Here is a 16,315-nt window from a genome sequence, read left to right on the forward strand (position 1 = left end):
AGTGAAAACTTCTATAAATCAGCAGCTCAATTAAAAGAGTATATAAATGATAAGATGTTTGATGAGGCAACTGGATACTACTATGATTTACAATTTGATGAAGATGGAAACACTAAACTTTTAGTAAACAGAGGAAAAGGAACTGAGGGATATATTCCATTATGGGCAAATGCAGCAGATAAAGAGAAAGCAGATAAGGTTGTAAAAAATATTTTAGATGAAAATGTTATGAATACTTATTTACCATTCCCAACAGCTGCAAAAGATAACCCTAAATACAATCCAACTAAATATTGGAGAGGACCAGTTTGGCTTGACCAAGCATATTTTGGAGTTATTGGTTTAGATAATTATGGATATACAAAAGAGGCACAAGAATTAACTGTTAAACTATTTGAACGTTCAGAAGGATTATTAGAAGGGGGAGCAATTAGAGAAAACTATAATCCTGAAACTGGAGAGGGATTACATTGTTCTAACTTTAGTTGGTCTGCATCAGTTTATTATTTACTATACAATAAATTTTATAATAAAGATTAGACAAAAATAAAAATAGCTTTCTATAAGTTAAATTTCTTATAGAAGGCTTTTTTTTATGTTTATAGAGTGAAAAATAAATAGAATAAAAACTATTGAATTAGAACAAAAAAGATAAAATTTGTATTAAAACATATTGTTTATTTAAAAAATAAAGAATTGTTAGGAAAAAGTTTCTAAAGATGATATAATCTATCCATAAACAGAAATGGAGGACTTAGATGGAAGCGAAAAAAGTATTGTTCTATGATATCAAATCATATGATAAAGAGTTATTCAAAAGATTTGGGAAAGATTATAACTTAGAAATGAAATTCTTAAAGGGGAAATTAAATGAGGAAAGTGCAGATCTTTCAAAGGGGTATGAGATTGTATGTGCTTTTGCAAATGATACAATTAATAAAGAGGTAATTGATATTTTAGCTGAAAATGGGGTAAAACTTCTTGCTATGAGATGTGCTGGGTATAACAATATCTCTTTAAGACATATAAAAGATAGATTTAAAGTGGTGAGAGTTCCTGCTTACTCTCCTTACTCAATAGCTGAATACACTATGGGTATGATCCTAGCTTTAAATAGAAAGATTCACAAAGCATATGTTCGTACAAGAGAGGGGAACTTCTCAATAAGTGGACTTATGGGATTTGACTTATATGGTAAAACTGCTGGAATCATAGGAGCTGGAAAGATTGCTCAAATTCTTATTAAAATATTAAAAGGTTTTGGAATGAATGTAATTGCTTATGATCCATATCCAAATTATGATAAAGCTAAAGAGTTAGGTTTTGAGTTTGTAGATTTAGATACTCTTTATGCAAACTCTGATATTATATCTTTAAACTGTCCATTGACAAAGGAAACTAAATATATTATCAATAGAGAATCAATGTCTAAAATGAAAGATGGGGTTATGATTGTTAATACTGGAAGAGGAAGATTAATTGACTCTGTTGACTTAGTTGAGGCATTAAAAGATAAAAAAGTTGGAGCTGCTGCTCTTGATGTTTATGAAGAGGAAGCTGAGTATTTCTTTGAAGATCTATCAGATAAAGTTATAGAAGATGATATTCTTGGAAGACTTCTTTCATTCCACAATGTACTTATAACTTCTCACCAAGCTTACTTTACAGAGGAAGCAGTTGAGGCAATTACAAAAACTACACTTGACAATATAAAAGACTTTATTGAGGGAAAACCTTTAATTAATGAAGTAAAATAATTGAAAAAGAGAGTTCATTATACGAACTCTCTTTTTGTTGCTATTAAATTAAATAAGGTTTAACTATTTCTAAAAACTCCTCTTTTCTCTCTAAGAAACTTCTAAAAGAGATCTTTTCCTCAGCTAATTTAACTCCTAAATCACCTATAAATTTAGGGATATCTCTATCTATAATTGTTCCTATTTTTTCACCAAGCATTGTTTTTTCTCTACTGAAAATACCACCAACATATAGATCAAAAACATCTTCTAAAGCATCTCCAACTTTTCTTTTACCCCCAGCAAAACCAATCTCATTAACTTGATGTCTTGCACAAGAGTTTTGACAACCTGATATGTGAATTGATGGAATATACTCTTCAGGAATATTGTTTTCTTTTAGATATTCCAATATATTGCTTAAAAGCTTTTGGCTTTGTTCAATTCCCATTTGACAAGTAGGAACTCCTATACAACTTACACTTTGTTGCACTTTATTTGACATTCTAACATCTTTTGTTAACTCTAAAAGCTCTTTTATCTGCTCTTCAGTCAAGTTTCTAACATAGATGTTTTCATTCATGCTAAGTCTTGCCTCACAGTTAGGGTTTCTATCTAAAAATTCCACAAGAGTTTTAAAAGTTGTAGATAATAGTTGCCCATTTAATGGATGAAGTACCATAGAGTATAGATTATCTTGTCTTTGAGGTATAATACAAGAATCTTTTTTTAAAGTGTGGTTATATTTCTCTAAAGTTGTTGATAGTTCAATAGGAATATTCACATCTAAGCTTAATTTTGACTTTGCCTCAGCTAGATGTTTTTCATAGCATTCAAAGAAAGCCTCTACTCCCATTCTTCTAGGAATATATCTAGTTCTAGCTTTTGCTTTATTTTGATAATCTCCTTCTGCCATAAATAGTTGAGTCATAGCCTCTACATGGTAAAGAATATCTTTTGGCTCTACTAATTTATCATAGTGAAGAGATGGTGCTGGATTACCTCCAAGCCCTCCTGCTATAAATAATCTAAAGAATGGTTGTCCATCTTTTACAGTTGCCATAAATCCTAAATCGTTAAGAGTTGCATTTGAATCATCTCTATCACTAGAAGAGAAAGCTATTTTCAATTTTCTAGGAAGTTTGTAAGTTGTAATTTGCTCCATTAAATATCTGCTTACTTCATGTGCAAAAGGTGTCACATCAAAATACTCCCCTTTTTCAACTCCAGACATAACTGAAAGTGATACGTTTCTTGGGAAGTTTCCACCTCCACCACGAGTATAAAGATTGTGATCAATTGATTCACTCATAATATCACAAACATCATCAATTCCTAAATCATGTAGTTGAATAGCTTGTCTTGTTGTTAAATGTAAACGTGGAATATTGTATCTGTCTAAAAATGTTGTTATTAATTTTAGATGTTCTAAAGGAAGAATTCCAGAGTTAGTACGAAGTCTTATCATGAATTTTTCTCCACCACGTTGAGCATAAACTCCCATACCACCTGATTTTCCTTTAAAATCTCCCACTGAAATCTCTTTCTTTAAAAATCTATGCCCCAAGTTACGGAAATCATCAATTTCCTGTTTTAATATATTATTAAATTTATCCATGAAATCCTCCTTACAAAAAAGTGTTTACATACAATTATATATCAATTTTTATTTTTTGTATATATTTTTTTCACTTTTTTGAAAAAAATTTCATAGATATGATTAATTCTTTATAACACCATCTCTATATTCAGGAACAATATCAAATTTATCTATACTAAAGCAATGATTCATATCTCCATAGAAACCTATTGATTTTAGATATTCAAAATGCTTACTTCCAGTCAATGTATCCTCTATTCCCTTTGAATTTTCAGCAATAATCTTAACTCCTAAGCTAATGTCACTCAATTTTATATCCTTTGCTTTTTCAGCTAATCTTCTCACAATCTCCCCAGCACATAGAGCATCATCAAGAGAGAACTCATCATTAGTACCAGAACAGATTATTACTGTATCTTGATTTTCTTCTATTAATTTATTAACTACACTTTCGATATTTAAAAAACAAGCTATAAAAAGTTTTTTTGAACCATTGGCAGAACTTTCAATGGCTCTTGTTCCATTGCTTGTAGTCATAAATACATCTTTACCATTAACCATCTCTTTTGTATATTCAAGAGGTGAGTTTCCAAAATCAAATCCCTCTATTTTAAGCCCCTTTCTCTCTCCACCTAAAACATATGAATCAGATTTTTTACAATTTTCCAATACACTTTCAATATCTTTATATGGATATATTGCCTTTGCTCCATTGGCAATGGCTGTTACCATAACACTTGTTGCCCTCAATACGTCAATGATTACTACAATTTTATCTTTAATTTTTTCAGCTTTTATCTCTCCAGCTGTAAGTATAACATCTACTTTCATCTTTTCACTTCCTATATATTAAATTTGCAATAGTATTATACTACTTTCCTATATTTTTTCCAAAAAATTATGGGGATTATTTTGAACTTGCTTTTTTAATAATTATAGCTTATAATTAAATTATAAATACCCATAAGGTATTATGATTTGAATAATAAAAAACATTGCCAGGATAGAGGCACTCACTTTGTTGAGTGCTTTTATTCTGTCCGTGGCTGGACAGTATTATTCAAATCATAGGGGGTATATTTATGATTTACATTGAAAACATTAACTTAGATGGTGGAGTTACAATTGTATTCATCATCGTGGTAATGTTATGTTACTTTTTTAGAAAATCTTCTAAAAAATGAAATGTAATCAACACCCCTGCCCTTATGGGCTTTTTTTATAAGGTACTCTAAAACAGAGTGCCTTATTTTTTTATAATATTCTCTTGATTTAATATATTTTAATGTGCTATACTCTTATTTAGTGACAAGACAGATGTAAAATTTATTGTATATACAGGAGGAAAAACCTTGAATAAAAAGATAGAGAGAATAGCAGAACTGAAAAAAGAGAGGAATGGTGTAATTCTTGCACATTACTATACAGAACCAGAGGTGCAAGAGGTTGCTGACTATATAGGGGACTCATATTTTTTAAGTGAAAAGGCTAGAGAGCTAAAAGAAGATGTAATAGTTATGTGTGGAGTTTCATTTATGGGAGAGTGTGTAAAAATACTTAACCCAGAGAAAACTGTACTTCTTCCAGATGCTGAGGCAGATTGTCCAATGGCACATATGGCTAGTATTGAGAAGATACAAGAAGTTAAAGCTAACAATGAAGATGTAGCAGTAGTTTGTTATGTAAACTCAACTGCAAAACTAAAATCATACTCTGATGTATGTGTAACCTCAGCAAATGCCTTAAAGATAGTTAAAAATCTACCAAACAAGAATATATTCTTTATACCAGATCAACATCTAGGTAGATATGTGGCAATTCAAGTTCCAGAAAAAAATATTATTTTAAATGATGGATGTTGCCCTATACATGCTAAGGTAACTAAAGAGGATATTTTAAAATTAAAAGAACTTCACCCAGAGGCTAAAGTTATGGTACATCCAGAGTGTCAAAAAGAGGTAGTTGAACTAGCTGATTATATAGGAAGTACATCTGGAATAATTAAAGCTGTGGCAAATAGCAGTAATAAAGAGTTTATTATCAGTACTGAAGATGGAATTCTATATGAATTAAGATTGAATAATCCAGATAAAAAGTTCTATATCCCTAGAGAGTTTCAATGTAAAGATATGAAAAAAATAAGTTTAGATAAAATTATAAAAGCATTTGAAACTAATGAACCTCAAGTTAGATTGACAAAAGATGAGATTGAAAAAGCTTATAAACCACTAGAAAAGATGTTAGAGCTTTCTAAATAAATAGGAGAAATGAAAATGAATAGAAATTATGATGTAATTATAGCAGGAACAGGAGCAGGGGGATGCTTTACAGCTCTTCACCTACCTGAAGATATGAATATTCTTATGATAACAAAATCTACTTTAGAAGAGAGTGATTCTTTCTTAGCTCAAGGTGGAATCTGTGTTTTAAGAGATGAAAATGATTTTGATAGCTTTTTTGAGGATACTTTAAAGGCTGGACACTATAAAAATAAAAAAGAATCTGTTGAGATAATGATTAACTCATCAAGAGATACTATCAATCAATTAATTGGTTATGATGTGGATTTTGCTACTAAAAATGGTGAGATGCTTTATACTCGTGAGGGAGCACACTCAAAACCTCGTATAGCCTATCACGATGATATTACAGGACAAGAGATTACACAAAAACTTTTATCTCATGTATTAAAGAAAAAAAATATAACACTTTTAACTAATACAACTCTTTTGGATATTATAAGTGATAACAATAAGTGTGTTGGTGGAATTATTGAAAGTGATGATGGAAAAGTTCAAGCAGTTTATTGTAAAAACTTAGTTTTAGCAACAGGGGGACTTGGTGGAGTATATGAACACTCAACAAACTTCCCACATCTTACTGGAGATGCCCTTGCAATAGCAGCAGAACACAATGTAAAACTAAAGGATATTAGCTATATTCAAATTCACCCTACAACTTTATTTACTAAGGAAAAGGGAAGAAGTTTCCTAGTTTCTGAATCTGTAAGGGGAGAAGGGGCATTACTTTATGATAAAAATTTTCAACGTTTTACAGATGAACTTATTCCTAGAGATAGATTGACAGCAGCTATAAGAAAGCAAATGGCTAAGGATAATACAGAATTTGTTTGGTTGGATATGAGACCTATTATTGAAAAGGGTATAGATATTACAAAGAGATTTCCAAATATTGTAAAAAAATGTAGAGAGGAAGGTTACGATCCAGAGAAAGAGTGTATACCTGTTGTACCTGCTCAACACTACTTTATGGGGGGAATAGATGTTGACTTAAATAGTAAAACTTCTATGGAACATCTATATGCAGTTGGGGAAACAAGTTGCAACGGAGTACATGGAGCTAATCGTCTTGCAAGTAACTCACTATTAGAAACTTTAGTTTTTGGTGAGAGAGCTGCTAATGATATAGTTGCTCATAAAGATGAGGTTACAAATACAGATTATAATATAGATTTAGGAAAATATAATGATAAAAAATCTCTATTTGAAAAATATAGATCTATTGTTTTAGAAGAGATAGAAAAAGATAGGGGAGAAAAGGAGAGAGCATAATGAATATAGTTACTGCTGGGGTTAATATAGATGATCTTATTTTAATGGCATTAAAAGAGGATATTTCAAGTGAAGATATAACTACAAACTCTGTAATGAGAGAGAAAAAGCTTGGAACTGTTCAACTTATCTGTAAACAAGATGGGGTAATTGCAGGACTTGAAATTTTTAAAAGGGTATTTGAGCTTTTAGATAGAGAAACTGTAACAAAGCTATATTTTAAAGATGGTGATAAAGTTAAAAAAGGTGATCTTCTTGGAGAAGTTGAAGGGGATATAAGAGTTTTACTTTCTGGAGAGAGAACTGCACTAAATTACTTACAACGTATGAGTGGTATTGCAACTTATACTAATAATATGGTAAAATTACTAGAAGGTAGCTCAGTTAAACTTTTAGATACAAGAAAAACTACACCAAATATGAGAATATTTGAAAAATATGCAGTAAAAGTTGGTGGTGGAAATAACCATAGATATAATCTATCTGATGGAATACTTCTAAAAGATAATCATATTGATGCTGCTGGTGGAGTTGCAAATGCAATAAAAATGGCAAAAGAATATGCACCATTTGTGAGAAAAATTGAGGTTGAAGTTGAGAATTTAGATATGTTAAAAGAGGCACTAGATGCTGGAGCTGATATTATAATGCTAGATAATATGACTCCAGAGATGATGAAAGAGGCTGTTAAATTAACTAGAGGTAAAGCTGTAACAGAGTGTTCTGGTAATATAACTAAGGAGAATATCCAAACTATTATAGATACTGGGGTGGATTATGTTTCTAGTGGAGCTTTAACTCACTCTGCTCCAATACTTGATGTTTCTCTAAAAAATCTTCGTGTGCTATAAGGAAAGGGAGAATTAGTCGTGACTGGAAAAGAGAGACGTAATGAGATTATAAATCTAATAAAAAGTATAAATGAGCCTATTTCAGGGACAGAACTTGCTAAGAGATATGGAGTTAGTAGACAGGTGATTGTTCAGGATATAGCACTTCTTAGAGCTGAAAATTATGATATATTTTCTACTACAAGGGGATATATTCTTCAAAAATCTGCTTTTTATACTAGAGTTTTTGATACTTGTCATAGTGATGATCAGATAGAGGATGAGTTAAATACTATTGTTGATTTAGGTGGAATAGTAGTTGATGTTTTTATCAGACACGAGGTATATGGAAATTTAAAAGCAGAGCTTGGGATTAATAATAGGAGAGCTGTAAAGGAGTTTATTGAGAAGATAAAGAATGGAAGTTCTACACCTTTGAAAAACTTAACTTCTGGTAGACATTTTCACACAGTACAAGCTGATAGTGAAAAGGTTTTGGATATGATAGAGGATGAGTTAAGGGAGAAGGGGTATATAGTATAAAAGAAAAGGGTGAAAAATAAAAAAGCAAAGGTGTAATTACTTTTGCTTTTTTTATTTAAAAATATTTTTTATTATATACAAAGTATGATAAAATAAAAATGAACGTAAATAATTTTGTGAATTTATCATCCCTTGATTATTAATTTTTAATTTAAGATGAGACTGAAAGGAAATTAAAAGCCTTTCAGTCTTTCTTTATATTCTATTGCCAATTGTCCCTTTATCATTGCCCAATCTTTTGCATAACCTGTTTTCCATTTTTCTTTCAATTCTTGAAGCGCTGAATATCCTGTTTCTTCATTTGGTGAAGTATAGATTTCCGTTAAATCTTTAGCAAATTCTTTTTTCTCTTTGTAGCTTACAAAGCTTAATGTATATCTAATTTGATGAATAATGCATCTTTGAATATCTGTATGAGGGTACACGGCTTTTATGGCATCTGAAAATCCTGTTAATCCATCTACTGAAGCTATTAATATATCTTTGACTCCTCTATTTTTTAAATCATTTAAAACTGTAAGTCAAAACTTAGCAGATTCATTACCACCAATATAAATACCTAATACATCCTTTTTGCCTTCAGAATTAACTCCTAAAATTACATAAGCAGCTTTCTTTACAATTGATTTATCTTCTTTTACATTAAAATGAATAGCATCTAAAAAAGTGAAATAGTAAATATCTTCAAGAGATCTATTTTGTCATTCTTCCACTAAAGGAATAATTTTATCTGTAATTTTACTTACCATTTCAGCAGAAACATCAACTCCATAAATTTCTTGAATATGCTTGTTAATATCTCTTGTAGACATTCCTAGTCCATACATAGAGATAACTTTTTCTTCTAAATTAGAAATATCGCGAGAATACTTAGGAACAATTTTATATCAATACATATTAATGAAATAATAAGAGCGATTTTTATATAAGACCATAGTTGTAAAGAACAATACCAAAAAGCAGAATATAGGCTCCGAAATAATAGCATATTATCAAAGTAATCAAAAAATAAATCATAAAGTCACCCCGATACATTATCTCATTCTAAGTATATACTGTTTAGCAATGTAAATCAACAAAAATGAAGAGAGGTAATTCCTCACTTTAAATGTAAAGAAAACCTTAATTATTGATAAAAAATAGTTAACTTATGAAGAATTATTTTAAACTAGTATAGTTAGACGCTTTGAAATTACTATAAAAATATTACATTAAAAGTCAACATATAAGTTTTCTTACAAATAAATTATAACATATTTTTTTATTAATGTAACAAAAAAGAAGAGGGTATCCCTCTTCTTAAAGAACGGCTATTGTAACTCGATTTTTTGGGGTAATCAAAAGCAATATACATTGTTATATCACTAAGCTATATAGTAGTATAGACTTATTTTAAAGTTTTCAATGTTGGTTACATTCTCTAAATAAAGAATATAAAAAATTTTGAAATTCAGAAATATCAACTTCTACTTTGTTGTTTTTTGATTTATATTTATATATTTTTATTATTTCATAATCTGAAATAAAATGTTCAAAATTAATTATAATAGTATCTTCTTTTCCAAAATCATTTTTAGTAATATAAGAAAGCAAAGGAGTAAATTTATTATTTTCATCGTAATGATAGCTAAGTTTATTTAAATTAAAAAAAGAATTAATATTAACTTCTTTTCTTCCATGATTAACAAAATACTGTTTATCAATTTCGAACATTAAATGGAAAACTTTTTTATCAAAATTTTCTTTTTCAAAATCTACTTCACAATTTGAAAATTTTTGCTTTATATAATTTTTAAAATCAATAAACCCAATACTTTCATTAAAATTATTGTTAAAAAGTCTATGAAATATTATATTTTTGACATAAAAAGAAAAACTTAATTCTATTTGTTCATTTTCCTCTAAATTATTTACATTGTAGAATCTTTCAGAATAATATACAATGTTTTTTAAGTTGTTTGGTAAAGAAAATAGAAATTTTTTAAATTTAAGATTATAATACTTTCCTGTCGGATTTTTATTTTTATCAATTCCAAAAACCATAATTTCATATAAATTTTTTGTATTGAAAAAGCGTAAAAAGCTATAAATAGTAAATATTACTAATAATGTTAAAATGATTAATTTCATATTACTCCCTCCTAATATAATTTGGTATCTGTTAACTTAAATTTATGTGAACTATTCCTAACCTTTAAGGTATAATAAATTGCCAGAAATATTATATCCTCCCTAAAATGAAAGGAGTAGTTACTAACTATGTCTAAAAATTTTAATATTTGCTGTTCTGAATGTTTTTCCAAAAATTTATATAAATATGGAAAGGACAAAGCAGGAAAACAAAAACTCAATTATCCAAAATGCTCTATTTGCGGCGCAGGAACTTATTTACATCATGATTATGAACATTATTCCAGATTTAAATGTAATTCTAAAAATTATAATCATATTCATGTCGTTTTAAAGAAATCTGTCTTTTATGAACCTTTGGCTCAAGAAATTAATTCTAAGTTTTAAACGGAGAAACTCCTGCAAGAGTAACTGGTGTAAAATATTCGAAACTTCAAAGGAGTAATTTACTTTTATTCTAAGATTTTAAGAAAATATTTTTTAGGCATAGACATCTATGCTTTTTGTGATACTCTTTTTAGAGATAAAATATTTTCGAGACATTCTAAATACCTTTTTAAACTTCTTTGAGCTAGTTTTCATTTTTAGTTAACAGAATCTTATTAGAGAACAAAACTTTATAATTTATTTAATTTAGTATAAGTATAAAAAAATTTTTTCTATTATTTCCCCACCACAAAAAGCCCAAATTGTGCAAGTAGTGCAGATCCTAAATATGTACCTATAAATACAAAAACCCCAGTAATAGCTATTTTCCAAGATAGTTTTTTAAGATCTCCAAGTCTATTGGCAACAGAGATACCAGCATATGTAAGAATAGGTGTTGTTATTGAAAGAAAATCAACTGCATAAATAGCCTTAATAACACTACTGCTTAACATACAAAATACAAGAGATGTAATTGAAACCCACCCAAGTATTGGGAAATCTCTTATAAATTTAATCTTACAATTTTCTAAAGATTTTTGAATTAAAAGCCCAATAACTGCAAATGCCCCTAAACATAGTAATCCTAAGAAAGTATATATAGTTATTTGAGGTCCTTTCTCACCATATTTCATAACTTTTACCCATTGAGTAAAAAGAATAAGTGAAAGACTTAGTAAAAGAATCAATATATTTTTCATCATATAATTTAAAAGTGTATTATTTTTCATCTCTCTTCTCCCCTGTCAATTTTCTATATAGGAATCTTTGTAATGGAACTGCTAAAAATACCATTGTAAATGTTCCAATAAAGCTTGTTAAAAGTTGGCTAGCAGCAGCATAAGCTCTAATAGTTTCAGCATGTTCTGGGTGTATTGCAGCAAGAACAGAGCTTGATGCAGTCATCATACTAGCTGATCCCATTCCAGATGCAATAGCTAGAGCCTCAACTTTTAGCCCCATATTTAAGAATATAGGAGCAACTATACTAAAGAAGATAGCACCAAAAAGAGTTCCAAAGATATACATTGAAAGTACCCCTCTACCTTCATCAGAGTTTAGAGTATATTTTTCTGATATATATGCTAACTCTCCCTCTCTCCCTAGTCCAAGAGTTGAACCGATAGCCTCTCTTCTAAGTCCAATTAAAATTGCAACAGGAAGTCCAAAGATAATAGTTCCTAAGTTTCCAAGTTCTTGTAATAAAAATATCCAACCAATAGATAAGATCTCTTTTAATCTAGGAGCAACATCGGCTCCATATTTTGCCATAAGAGGTAACATAATTATAATAAGATATTTTCCTGCAAAGTTGACATTTTCTTCTGTATAGATTTTGCTGAAAATTCCCTTTCTAAAGATCTGTATTGCAAATATCATAGTTAAAATCAGAGCAAAAATAAGAGGAAGTAATCCTATCTTAAATTTTCCTAAATTTAGGATTCTAAAACCGATTATTTCAGATACAAGTATTATTATAACTGAAAATATTATAAGGTATATTAAATTTTTATTTTTCATCGTTATCTCCAAATTGTTTTATTATTTTTTCATATTCTTTATAACTTCTTTTATATAACTGATTTTTATCAATTTTTCCATCCATCTCTTTTAAAACTTCTATTAAAAATTCTGGGAAAATTGAAAAGATATACTCAACATCATCGTGAATAAAATCATCACCATGAATAGTACCTTTGAAACCACTATACCCTATTTGAATAGTTGGAATCATAAAGGCAAGATCTCCTATATCTCCAGATGCACTTACTGGGGAACTATCTTTACAAAACTCTATCCTATCAAATTTTTCAAAGGCAGATTTTACAAAAGATGAAAGGTATCTTGATTGATTAAATGGAGGATACCCTAGACTACTTTCAATTTCAACCTCTCCACCTAAAGAGAGAGCAGATCCTTTTCCTATCATATTAAGTCTATGAGAAAGTTCCAACATATAATCTATTGAATTTGCTCTTATATCAGAACCTATTCTAATTTTATTTGGAATAACATTGACTCCCATATTTGATTCTAAAATTACAGGATTCATTCTTGGCATATATCTTTCATCAACTTGTTGTCTTAAAAGTCCAAGTGCTACATTGAAAAGAGTTGAGATGCTATAAGCATTTATCCCAGCTTGAGGAGCAAAACCTGCATGAGAGGCTTTTCCTTTAAAAGTAAAGTTTTTATACATAAACCCTGCTAAATCACAGTTTATCTCTATACTTCTCTTTTCAAAAACTCCCCCCATTGAATGAACAGCAATGCACATATCAAACTCATCAAAAACACCTAATTTCATAGCCTCAGGTTTACCACCAAAATATGTTATCTTTCCATCTTCTCTCAATTTTTTTCTATATTCTAAATCAAGATACTCCTCTGCTGGAACAAAGATAAATCCTAATGAAAAATCAAAAGTTTTATATATCTCTGTTTCTACTAAAGTTCTAAAAACATTTAACAATATAGCAACTTGTGAATAATGTCCACAGTTGTGAGCAGCTCCAGTAGTTTTATCAGCATGAAAGTGGCTTGGAGCAAAAACTCCATCTAATTCAGCAATTAAACCTATATGAATATGTTTTCTTTTTCCAATATTAATTTTTAACCCTGTTTCAGAAAATCCAATTATATTAGCATCTGGCATATATCTCAATATATAGTTTTTTACAATATCAGATGTTCTCTTCTCTTTGTAACCTAACTCAGGATGTAAGTATATATCATTTGCTATATTAAGAATTTCTGTAAATTTTTCCATTTAAAACCTCCTTTTGAATTTATTAACAAGGGATATTATAACATCAATTACTATTTTTTCAAATTATTATTTTAATAAAAAAAGAGAGCCAAACAGATTAACTCTCTTCAATAAAACTATCTTCTAACCTCTAAAATATCATATATATCCATTCCAGTTACCTTATCAAAATACTCTTTAATCTCTAAAATCTTTCTCCATTTTTCAGTTGTATGCTCATTGACCCCATATCTTAAAGCTACATCTATAAATCTTGTTTCCAACAAACAAAATCTATCTGGCAAAGCTAAGCTGTCACACATCTGTATCAATCTATCATAATCATCATACTCTGCCTCTTCTATAATTTTACTAGCTAACTTATAATCTTCTTCAGATACGTCCCATTTACCAACTGAAGATTTGATATCTTTTAGCATAAATCCATGAGATATAGCAGTTTGAGCTAATTTTGTCCACCCTTTAGAAAGACAATATTTATACCCTTCAATCATATGTTTTTCTTGTACAATTCCAATTCTACGTCCAATATCGTGGAGTAACCCTACAAGATAAGCTTTTTCACTATCTAAATGAGGGCAATGTTCAGCAATTTTTTTACAAGCAAGTGCAGCATGTTGAGAGTGTCCAATCCATCTGCCAGGGTTCAATTTTCCTGCCTCTATCAACTCTTTTTCTCCCTCTTCAATAGTTGGATAGTAGAGAATTTTATCAACTTTATTTTCTAAATAGAAGTTTAAAAGTTCATAGCCACAATGGTTCAAATGAACTCCATCAGTTGTGTATCTATTAGCAATCAAATCCTTATCTAAAAATTTATTATAAATATCAAAGAACTCATCTTTATATAGCTCTTGCAACTTTTTATTTAAGATAATAGAGCATCTATTTACTCTTATATCATCAGTTGGGAGCATACTTATCAATAGTAGCTTTTTAAATCTTTTTTTCAATTCAGTTACACATTTTTTATAATAATCTAAAGTATAATCTAACTCATATCCACATAGAATATCATTAACTCCTACCATCAGTATTCCCAAATCCCCATCTAAATTCTCAAGCTCCTCTAGTTGCCAAAAGACATCTCTAGTTCTATAACCAGCTTGTCCATAGTTTATATATGATAATTTTCTATTCCATTCAACAATGCTATCACCAAAAATAACAATTTTTTTCATATGTTCTCCTTTTATATTTAATAAAAAATCTTTGTTATTAAAATCTAAAATAAAATAATCTATCCCTAACATCAAGTTGATGTAATTTGGAAGTGAATATTAGAAGCTCTTAGCGAGATGAAGTTAAGAAAATGCAACGTGTTTGAGGCGAAGCCGAGTTTTGCATTTTCAACGGAATAAGCAATAGAGATTCTTTATTCACTGACATGGAAGCAACTTGATGTTAAAAAGAACTTTAGATAACTAAAATTGACTAATTAACATAAATAATAAAGGTACTTTATCAAAACCTAACGATACACTGGAAAATTAAATTTAATGAGATATATTATATTTTTTTGATAAAATATCTAAATTTTTTATCTTATTATAACATTTTTTTAGTTAAAAAATAACTTCCTATTAAAAATCTTATCTACTAGAAATATTGTTTGTAAATAGAAATTATGTTATAATTTTAATAACTTAATAGAGGTTTAAAGGGATATGAAGTGCAAATAGTTAAAATTCTCAAAAGGGGGATGAGGATATATGAATAAGCAGTTACAAGCAAATTTTCTTATTGTATTAGTAGCATTATTTTGGGGATCAACCTATTTTTTAACTAAAATGGCAGTTGCAGAGTTAGAACCTTTTAATCTTACTGCTCTTAGATTTGGAACAGCTTTTATTATAACGGCTCTATTTTTCTTTAAGAGAATAAGAAAAGCTGATAGAACAGTTATAAAATACTCTATTATTTTGGGAGTATTAGCAGTTATTGCAGTTTTGTCCATGACTTTTGGGGTACAGTATACAACTGCTTCAAATGCTGGTTTTCTTATTAGCTTATCGGTGGTTATGATACCTTTGATCTCTGTTGTAGTTTTAAAGAAGAGGATTAAGGTTAAACTTCTTTTAAGTGTTATTTTAGCAACTATTGGTATAGTTTGCCTTACACTTAATGAGCAACTTACAATAAATAAGGGAGATATATTGTGTATACTTTGTGCCACTTCCTTTGCTGTACAGGTGCTGATTATGGAGAGAATACCAAAATCTGCTGACTCAGTAGCTATTGGTGCATTGCAACTGGGAATAACTGCTGTGGTTAATTTTATTCTTTCTTTTTTCTTGGAAAATTTCACTGTGCCAAGTGATTTGAAAGTGTGGGGAGTAATAGTGATACTTGGGGTGTTTTGTACTGCTTTTTGTTATATAATACAGATATATGCTCTAAAAAATACAAGTGCAATTCAAGCTGGAATAATACTGTCACTCGAGCCTGTATTCTCTGCTATATTTGCTTATATTTTTCTTGGGGAGTTGTTATCTAAACAAGGATATATAGGGGCTATACTTCTATTTATAAGTGTTATACTAGCTGGGATAGTGTAAATTTTTCATTTTACTCAAAATTAAGTTATTTACTTTAAAGTTTAATTTTTATAATACTAAGTTATCTTTTTAAGTTCAATTAACAAAACTTATATTTTAAATATCAGCTAAATTCCATGTCAAAGAATAAAGAGAGAGTAACACTCATCT

15 protein-coding genes and 1 pseudogene are annotated in these 16,315 nt (G+C 29.3%); 8 read left to right on the top strand and 8 right to left on the bottom strand.

Annotation, left to right across the window (positions count from 1 at the left end; genetic code table 11):
- On the top strand, window positions 1-540 hold a 540-nt coding region (locus tag I6E31_11210), incomplete at its 5' end, for a hypothetical protein (protein ID MCF2640530.1).
- A gap of 218 nt (window positions 541-758) precedes the next feature.
- Entirely contained in the window at window positions 759-1,757 is a 999-nt protein-coding gene (locus tag I6E31_11215) for a 2-hydroxyacid dehydrogenase (GenBank protein ID MCF2640531.1), read from the top strand.
- 43 nt (window positions 1,758-1,800) lie between these two features.
- On the opposite strand, the gene I6E31_11220 is transcribed toward I6E31_11215, so the two are convergent.
- Entirely contained in the window at window positions 1,801-3,354 is a 1,554-nt protein-coding gene (locus I6E31_11220; protein MCF2640532.1) for a nitrite/sulfite reductase, read from the bottom strand.
- Between the two features lie 102 nt (window positions 3,355-3,456).
- Window positions 3,457-4,167, bottom strand: coding sequence for a 2-phosphosulfolactate phosphatase (locus I6E31_11225; GenBank protein MCF2640533.1), 711 nt, complete (start codon window positions 4,165-4,167; stop codon window positions 3,457-3,459).
- 521 nt (window positions 4,168-4,688) lie between these two features.
- On the opposite strand from I6E31_11225, the gene nadA reads away from it, so the two are divergent.
- From nadA to I6E31_11245, 4 genes are read left to right on the top strand one after another with little or no spacing between them, the layout of a single operon-like run.
- A complete protein-coding gene (gene nadA, locus I6E31_11230) occupies window positions 4,689-5,594 on the top strand; it encodes a quinolinate synthase NadA (protein MCF2640534.1) in 906 nt (301 codons plus the stop codon).
- Between the two features lie 15 nt (window positions 5,595-5,609).
- Complete coding sequence (locus I6E31_11235) at window positions 5,610-6,908, top strand: L-aspartate oxidase (protein ID MCF2640535.1); 1,299 nt, start codon at window positions 5,610-5,612, stop codon at window positions 6,906-6,908.
- A complete protein-coding gene (gene nadC / locus I6E31_11240) occupies window positions 6,908-7,759 on the top strand; it encodes a carboxylating nicotinate-nucleotide diphosphorylase (GenBank protein ID MCF2640536.1) in 852 nt (283 codons plus the stop codon). Before I6E31_11235 ends, nadC begins: the two co-directional genes overlap by 1 nt.
- An 18-nt stretch (window positions 7,760-7,777) precedes the next feature.
- The gene (locus I6E31_11245) at window positions 7,778-8,281 is read left to right on the top strand and encodes a transcription repressor NadR (GenBank protein MCF2640537.1); all 504 of its coding nucleotides are present in this window, start codon (window positions 7,778-7,780) and stop codon (window positions 8,279-8,281) included.
- Between the two features lie 173 nt (window positions 8,282-8,454).
- Here the strand turns inward: I6E31_11245 and I6E31_11250 are convergent.
- Together I6E31_11250 and I6E31_11255 are read right to left on the bottom strand one after the other, a co-directional pair.
- Window positions 8,455-9,162 (bottom strand): annotated as a pseudogene (locus tag I6E31_11250) (IS256 family transposase).
- Window positions 9,163-9,682: 520 nt separating this feature from the next.
- Window positions 9,683-10,411 (bottom strand): hypothetical protein, encoded by a 729-nt coding sequence (locus tag I6E31_11255; protein ID MCF2640538.1) that lies wholly within the window; start codon window positions 10,409-10,411, stop codon window positions 9,683-9,685.
- Window positions 10,412-10,540: 129 nt separating this feature from the next.
- On the opposite strand from I6E31_11255, the gene I6E31_11260 reads away from it, so the two are divergent.
- Complete coding sequence (locus I6E31_11260; protein MCF2640539.1) at window positions 10,541-10,798, top strand: hypothetical protein; 258 nt, start codon at window positions 10,541-10,543, stop codon at window positions 10,796-10,798.
- Between the two features lie 275 nt (window positions 10,799-11,073).
- Here I6E31_11260 and I6E31_11265 read toward each other — a convergent pair whose 3' ends face one another.
- The 4 genes from I6E31_11265 to I6E31_11280 all read right to left on the bottom strand — a co-directional run bounded on the left by I6E31_11265 (window position 11,074) and on the right by I6E31_11280 (window position 14,788).
- Entirely contained in the window at window positions 11,074-11,568 is a 495-nt protein-coding gene (locus I6E31_11265; protein MCF2640540.1) for a hypothetical protein, read from the bottom strand.
- A complete protein-coding gene (locus tag I6E31_11270; protein MCF2640541.1) occupies window positions 11,558-12,358 on the bottom strand; it encodes a DUF3100 domain-containing protein in 801 nt (266 codons plus the stop codon). The genes I6E31_11265 and I6E31_11270 overlap by 11 nt, the downstream gene beginning before the upstream one ends.
- Window positions 12,348-13,607, bottom strand: a complete 1,260-nt coding sequence (locus I6E31_11275) for a carboxypeptidase (GenBank protein MCF2640542.1) — start codon at window positions 13,605-13,607, stop codon at window positions 12,348-12,350. Before I6E31_11275 ends, I6E31_11270 begins: the two co-directional genes overlap by 11 nt.
- A 116-nt stretch (window positions 13,608-13,723) precedes the next feature.
- A complete protein-coding gene (locus tag I6E31_11280) occupies window positions 13,724-14,788 on the bottom strand; it encodes an HDOD domain-containing protein (protein MCF2640543.1) in 1,065 nt (354 codons plus the stop codon).
- A 531-nt stretch (window positions 14,789-15,319) separates the two neighbouring features.
- Here I6E31_11280 and I6E31_11285 point away from each other — a divergent pair.
- The gene (locus tag I6E31_11285) at window positions 15,320-16,165 is read left to right on the top strand and encodes a DMT family transporter (protein MCF2640544.1); all 846 of its coding nucleotides are present in this window, start codon (window positions 15,320-15,322) and stop codon (window positions 16,163-16,165) included.
- The last annotated feature ends 150 nt before the right edge of the window (window positions 16,166-16,315 follow it).

It is taken from the genome of Fusobacterium varium, assembly GCA_021531615.1.
Taxonomy (GTDB): Bacteria; Fusobacteriota; Fusobacteriia; order Fusobacteriales; family Fusobacteriaceae; genus Fusobacterium_A; species Fusobacterium_A varium_C.

Excerpts from the sequence above, each read along its gene's own strand:
- I6E31_11215 (MCF2640531.1), top strand. The coding sequence starts at position 759 with ATGGAAGCGAAAAAAGTATTGTTCTATGATATCAAATCATATGATAAA.
- I6E31_11220 (MCF2640532.1), bottom strand. The coding sequence starts at position 3,354 with ATGGATAAATTTAATAATATATTAAAACAGGAAATTGATGATTTCCGT.
- I6E31_11225 (MCF2640533.1), bottom strand. The coding sequence starts at position 4,167 with ATGAAAGTAGATGTTATACTTACAGCTGGAGAGATAAAAGCTGAAAAA.
- I6E31_11235 (MCF2640535.1), top strand. The coding sequence starts at position 5,610 with ATGAATAGAAATTATGATGTAATTATAGCAGGAACAGGAGCAGGGGGA.
- nadC (MCF2640536.1), top strand. The coding sequence starts at position 6,908 with ATGAATATAGTTACTGCTGGGGTTAATATAGATGATCTTATTTTAATG.
- I6E31_11255 (MCF2640538.1), bottom strand. The coding sequence starts at position 10,411 with ATGAAATTAATCATTTTAACATTATTAGTAATATTTACTATTTATAGC.
- I6E31_11260 (MCF2640539.1), top strand. The coding sequence starts at position 10,541 with ATGTCTAAAAATTTTAATATTTGCTGTTCTGAATGTTTTTCCAAAAAT.
- I6E31_11265 (MCF2640540.1), bottom strand. The coding sequence starts at position 11,568 with ATGAAAAATAATACACTTTTAAATTATATGATGAAAAATATATTGATT.
- I6E31_11270 (MCF2640541.1), bottom strand. The coding sequence starts at position 12,358 with ATGAAAAATAAAAATTTAATATACCTTATAATATTTTCAGTTATAATA.
- I6E31_11275 (MCF2640542.1), bottom strand. The coding sequence starts at position 13,607 with ATGGAAAAATTTACAGAAATTCTTAATATAGCAAATGATATATACTTA.
- I6E31_11280 (MCF2640543.1), bottom strand. The coding sequence starts at position 14,788 with ATGAAAAAAATTGTTATTTTTGGTGATAGCATTGTTGAATGGAATAGA.
- I6E31_11285 (MCF2640544.1), top strand. The coding sequence starts at position 15,320 with ATGAATAAGCAGTTACAAGCAAATTTTCTTATTGTATTAGTAGCATTA.